The sequence below is a fragment of the Planktosalinus sp. genome, assembly GCF_059864935.1.
On sequence record NZ_JCBCCK010000159.1, the window covers coordinates 1 to 5,828 of the forward strand.

Sequence of the window (5,828 nt, forward strand, 5' to 3'; positions counted from 1 at the left end):
ACTTTTAATAGGTGATGGAGTAGATGCTAACGACAAACCTTTTTTAAGCAGCTTCCCATATTTGGCTCCACCGTTTTAAACAACCAACAAATTTTTAGACCTAATAATTACAGCCCGTTCATTCGGGCTTTTTTTTAGTCCCTATTTAACGTAATTTTGATCTCATTCAAAAGAAAAACATGTTTACCAATACAGAATTTAAAGATTTAACTTCGGGCTTTACACCTGTAATTGATTCAAAATTTGAAGAAAATCAATTTTGCAAACTCAATCTTTCTGTAAACAATATTGAACTTGAATCAATTGATTTAACTTCTTCGCAGGAAATGGAGCAGTATATCAACAAGTCTTTGGAAGACAACAATAAAAAAGTAGCGTGGGGCGGATATTTGGAACAAAGGGCCATTTATAAAAGAAGTGATCATTTCAATCTTCTAGACCCGGAAACCGAAAGAAACATTCATTTGGGAATTGACCTATGGGTTGAAGCAGGTACAGATGTACTGGCAGTTTGTGATGGGGAGATTCACGGGTTTAAAGACAACAACAATTTTGGCGATTACGGACCTACAATAATTCTAAAACACATTATGGATGGTTTAGAGTTTTATTCGCTTTATGGACATTTAAGCAGACAATCCCTCAAGGAGATTCAGGCAGGTCAAAAAGTAACAAAAGGAGAAGTAATAGGTAAATTAGGTTATCCCGAAGAAAATGGTGATTATGCACCACATTTGCATTTTCAGTTGATAAAAGATATAGGCGGATACAAGGGTGATTATCCTGGGGTCTGCGCTAAAAAGGACTTGGATTATTATATGATAAACTGTCCTGACCCGAATTTACTTTTAAAAATTTAAACCCGTAATAATTTCCGATAAGATATAGATTAAAGGATTTTCCGGACAAAGTTCAAATTTTAAATTAAATTTGTATTCCAATATTATTAAGTCAAACCCATGGAGAAAGCCAACTGGAAAACCGCTAAAGAATATCAAGACATTACTTATAAAAAGTGTAATGGCGTAGCCCGAATCGCCTTTAACCGTCCCGAAGTGAGAAACGCATTCAGACCACATACCACAGCCGAATTACTGGATGCTTTTCACGATGCCCAAGAAGACACTAGTATTGGAGTAGTGTTGCTTTCTGCTGAAGGACCTTCACCAAAAGATGGTGTTTACAGTTTTTGCAGTGGTGGCGATCAGGCCGCCCGTGGCCGTCAGGGGTATGTGGGCAATGATGGTTATCACAGATTGAATATACTTGAAGTGCAACGCCTGATTCGGTTTATGCCAAAAGCAGTAATTGCTGTTGTTCCCGGTTGGGCAGTTGGAGGGGGTCATAGTCTTCATGTAGTTTGTGATTTGACTCTTGCTAGTAAAGAACACGCGATATTCAAACAAACCGATGCGGATGTCACCAGTTTTGACGGGGGTTACGGTTCTGCTTATTTGGCCAAAATGGTAGGTCAGAAAAAAGCGCGTGAGATTTTCTTTTTAGGTAGAAATTATTCTGCTCAGGAGGCTTTTGAAATGGGAATGGTCAATGCTGTTATTCCTCATACTGAACTTGAAGAAACTGCCTATCAATGGGCTCAAGAGATTTTAGCAAAATCACCTATTTCCATAAAAATGCTGAAGTTTGCCATGAATCTTACCGATGATGGTATGGTTGGACAACAGGTTTTTGCCGGGGAAGCCACGCGACTTGCCTATATGACTGATGAGGCTAAAGAGGGCAGGGATGCTTTTCTGGAAAAACGCAAGCCTAATTTTGATAAAAAGTGGTTGCCCTAAAAATTTATAATTTCAAATTTTTCATTTCAAATTTGAAATGAAAAATAACAAATTAGATATTTGAGATCATTTAACCCGTTTCCGATAGTACCTCAGTGACTTTTTCTTTTTGAATTGAGACATTATTATGTGATTTGCCATTAAGTGCTTTGGCTTTTTCCTTTTCTTTTTTTATTGAATCCCTCATTTGTTTTATTGTCAAGCTACTGCCATCGTGGCTCCATCCCGGTGGGCCAAAGGCATACATAAATTTATGCCGCCAGTTTTTGGATTTTTTCATATCTACCCAGATGTTTTTGTATTCGTGGGTTAAGATTGTCCAAATGTTATAGGAGTTAGGTGGGGTAGTAACACCATATTCAATGTCAATATCATCATCAAGCTCTTTCCAGGTGCCAAACATTCTGTCAAAAATATTAAGGATGCCCCCGTGATTTTTATCCATATATTCGATGTTTTTGGCGTGGTGCACCTGATGCATCGTGTGTGTATTGATAAACTTTTCTACAAAACCCATTTTTGGGATATACTTGGTGTGCAATTGAAATTGCCACAATGATTCAATACCCAGACATACAATGAGCATTTCCGGCGGGATGCCAAGCATCACAATCCAAACGTAAAAAAAAGGTTTATAAATAATTGTAAACCATCCATTTCGCACTGCAGTTCCTAAATTAAAATTGTCTGAGGAATGGTGTACTATGTGAGCCGCCCAAAAAAAGCGTACCATATGATTCTGTCTGTGAAACCAATAATAAGCAAAATCATCAAGGAGCATACAAAGAATCCAAACATACCAGACATAGCCAAAGGACTCCCATCCAAAAATATTTCTTCGAACCCCATCCACTACAGGATTGAACAGTTCATATACCACAGAAAATATCAGAATGGCAGACACTGTTTTAATTAATGCTGCTATAACCGCAGAACCCACGCCAATTGTAACGCTTGCGGATAAGTCTTTCCATTTGTAAAGATTCTTGTTGTTGGTGTGCTTACTGTAAGTAAGTTCGAGTAAGATAAGTCCTAAAAAGCAAGGAACCCCATACACTAAAGGGTTTGTGAAATCCATGTGATTTGTTATTAAAATGCAGTGATTTTAATCGAAAAATCACAAAAGCATCAAGATAAGGATTCATTTTCCAAACCAACTATATTTAAGAATTAATTAATGAAGTATTTTAAATCATTGCAGAATTTTAAAATCGAAAACCACAATAGAATAAGTACAGCTATTATACTGAAGGCAATGAGTGCATATCTAAAAAATACTTTCATAGAGGCTCAATAAACAAAGCACCCCGGGTTAAATATTTTATTTTATGGCAGGAAAGGATTTTGGATTAACCTCACTCATTATTCCATACACTTTTTCAAAAATATCTTCCACTGAAGGTTTAGAGAAATAGTCACCGTCAGTTCCATAAGCAGGCCTGTGGTCTTTGGCTGTGAGCGTTTGTGGCTTGCTGTCTAAATGTACATATGCGTTTTGCTCGTCCAATATTTTTTGAAGAATGTATGCCGAAGCTCCTCCGGGAACGTCTTCATCAATGACCAGTAATCGGTTGGTTTTTGCCACACTTTTTACGATATCGTGATTTAAATCAAATGGCAACAACGACTGTATATCAATGATTTCAGCAGAAATATTGAACTGTTCCAGTTCTTTGGCGGCTTCTTCTACCAGTCTTAATGTTGAACCGTAAGAAACCAATGTAATGTCTGTTCCTTCTTTAATGGTTTCAACAATACCAAGAGGTGTTCTGAATTGCCCAAGGTTGTTGGGTAGTTTTTCTTTCAGTCGATAACCGTTCAGGCACTCAACTATTAATCCCGGCTCATCTGATGCTAATAGGGTGTTGTAAAATCCTGCTGCCTTGGTCATATTTCGGGGAACCAAAACGTGCATTCCTCTTACCAAATTAATGATTCCTCCCATTTGAGAGCCACTGTGCCAGATGCCTTCAAGACGGTGGCCCCTGGTTCTCACAATAAGTGGTGCTTTTTGTTTTCCAAAAGTTCTGTATCGCAGGGTTGCCAGGTCATCGCTCATAATCTGAAGCGCATACAAGAGGTAATCCAGATATTGAATTTCTGCGATGGGCCTTAGACCTCTCATTGCCATTCCAATACCTTGACCCAAAATGGTAGCTTCACGAATGCCTGCATCGGCTACTCTCAGTTTGCCGTATTTTTCTTGCATTCCTTCAAGCCCTTGATTCACATCACCAATAGTGCCGCTGTCTTCACCAAAAACCAAAGTTTCCGGATAGGTTTCAAATATTTTATCAAAATTGTCTCTAATTATTATTCGGGCATCGACATCAGGAGCATTTTCATCATATGAAGGTCTTATTTCTTCAATATTTGAAGCATTTTTGGCAGTTTCACTATAAAGATGTTTGCTGAATTTAGGCTGAATCTTTTCAAAATAATTTTCAATCCAGTTGGCTAAATCCTGTTTTGCCTGACTTTGCTCATTAGCTGCCAGACGCAAAGCTTTTCTTGCGGTCGAAAGAATTTCCTTTCGGATGGGCTCTTTAATTCCGGCCAAATCGTTTTTTAATTTTTCAATAAAATTTTTGTTGCTGCTTGAATGCATTAATTTTTCAAGTAGTGAAATGACTTCTTTTTGTTCATCTTTTTGTGGAGAAACAAAGGCATTCCAGGCTGCTGCTTTTCCTTCTCTGACTTCTTTTTTAATATTTTTTTCAAGCTCGTCAAGCTCTTCTTCAGTTGCGATATTTGAAGCTATCATCCACCTGCGCATTTTCAGGTTGCAATCGTTTTCTGCTTCCCAGGCCAGTCTGTCGCCATTTTTATAGCGCTCGTGTGAACCGGAAGTGGAATGTCCCTGAGGTTGGGTCAATTCAATAACGTGTATCAAAACAGGCACGTGCTCTTCACGGGCTATTTGTGCTGCTTTTTGATAAGTTTCAATCAAGGCAGTATAGTCCCAGCCGTAAACTTTTAGAATTTCATAACCATTATTGTCTTCATCTCTTTGGAAGCCTTTCAGGATTTCAGAGATATTTTCTTTTGTGGTTTGGTATTTTGCGTGAACTGAAATACCATATTCATCGTCCCAAACACTCATCACCATAGGCACTTGAAGCACACCGGCAGCATTGATGGTTTCCCAGAACAGCCCTTCGCTTGTGCTTGCGTTACCAATTGTTCCCCAGGCAATTTCATTTCCTTTATTTGAAAATTGTGTTTTATCTTCAAGCTCTTTTACATTTCTGAAAATTTTTGAAGCTTGCGCCAATCCCAAAAGACGTGGCATTTGCCCGGCAGTAGGTGATATATCAGCACTCGAATTTTTTTGTTCTGAAAGGTTTTTCCAGCTTCCGTCTTTATTTAGGCTATGTGTAGCAAAATGTCCACCCATTTGTCTTCCGGCAGACATGGGGTCGTGTTCCAAATCAGTATGACCGTAAAGTCCGGCGAAAAATTGCTGTATGGTCAACTCACCAATACACATCATGAAAGTCTGGTCTCTGTAATATCCTGAACGCCAGTCACCATTTTTAAAAGCTTTGGCCCAGGCCAGTTGAGGTACTTCTTTACCGTCACCAAAAATTCCAAACTTAGCTTTGCCGGTTAAAACTTCGCGTCTGCCAAGTAAACTACATTCCCTGCTGGTTACTGCAATTTTGTAGTCCTGAAGTACTTCGGTTTTAAATTCGTTAAAAGAAATTTGATTTTTGGTGTCTGACTGAGTTTGCATAGAAAATATTTTGAATTGCAAAAGTAACTAAAACTTCACGTTTTTACAATTTGAAGCAACGTTGAATAAAAATTACTTGTGAAGTAGGATTTTTTCATACTAAGTTGTCATATGAATGAACCCTAAATTTTGTAATTTGTAATACTTCACATATGAAAAAATTAAAAATACTTATTTTGGCCAGTATCGGGTTTTTTGCACTGAATTCGTGTGAGACCACCGAGATGGATTTGATAGACAATCCCAATTCACTTACCCCTGATCAGGCCGATGTCAATTTCTTTATCAATGAC

Annotated in this window: 4 protein-coding genes; 2 read left to right on the forward strand and 2 right to left on the reverse strand. The window is 38.1% G+C overall.

The annotated features are described in order from the left end of the window. Positions 1–179: 179 nt before the first annotated feature. Positions 180–860 carry a peptidoglycan DD-metalloendopeptidase family protein gene (locus AC6F75_RS06235; RefSeq protein WP_500714091.1) on the forward strand — a complete coding sequence of 227 codons (681 nt, stop codon included), beginning with the start codon at positions 180–182 and terminating at the stop codon, positions 858–860. A 99-nt stretch (positions 861–959) separates the two neighbouring features. After that, positions 960–1,799 (forward strand): 1,4-dihydroxy-2-naphthoyl-CoA synthase, encoded by an 840-nt coding sequence (locus AC6F75_RS06240; protein WP_500714092.1) that lies wholly within the window; start codon positions 960–962, stop codon positions 1,797–1,799. Positions 1,800–1,869: 70 nt separating this feature from the next. Here the strand turns inward: AC6F75_RS06240 and AC6F75_RS06245 are convergent, their stop codons facing one another. Then, positions 1,870–2,877, reverse strand: a complete 1,008-nt coding sequence (locus AC6F75_RS06245; RefSeq protein ID WP_500714093.1) for a sterol desaturase family protein — start codon at positions 2,875–2,877, stop codon at positions 1,870–1,872. 243 nt (positions 2,878–3,120) lie between these two features. Further along, a complete protein-coding gene (locus tag AC6F75_RS06250) occupies positions 3,121–5,535 on the reverse strand; it encodes a thiamine pyrophosphate-dependent enzyme (RefSeq protein ID WP_500714094.1) in 2,415 nt (804 codons plus the stop codon). Positions 5,536–5,828 lie beyond the last annotated feature (293 nt).

Coding starts and splice junctions, on each gene's coding strand:
- AC6F75_RS06235 (WP_500714091.1), top strand. CDS start 180: ATGTTTACCAATACAGAATTTAAAGATTTAACTTCGGGCTTTACACCT.
- AC6F75_RS06240 (WP_500714092.1), top strand. CDS start 960: ATGGAGAAAGCCAACTGGAAAACCGCTAAAGAATATCAAGACATTACT.
- AC6F75_RS06245 (WP_500714093.1), bottom strand. CDS start 2,877: ATGGATTTCACAAACCCTTTAGTGTATGGGGTTCCTTGCTTTTTAGGA.
- AC6F75_RS06250 (WP_500714094.1), bottom strand. CDS start 5,535: ATGCAAACTCAGTCAGACACCAAAAATCAAATTTCTTTTAACGAATTT.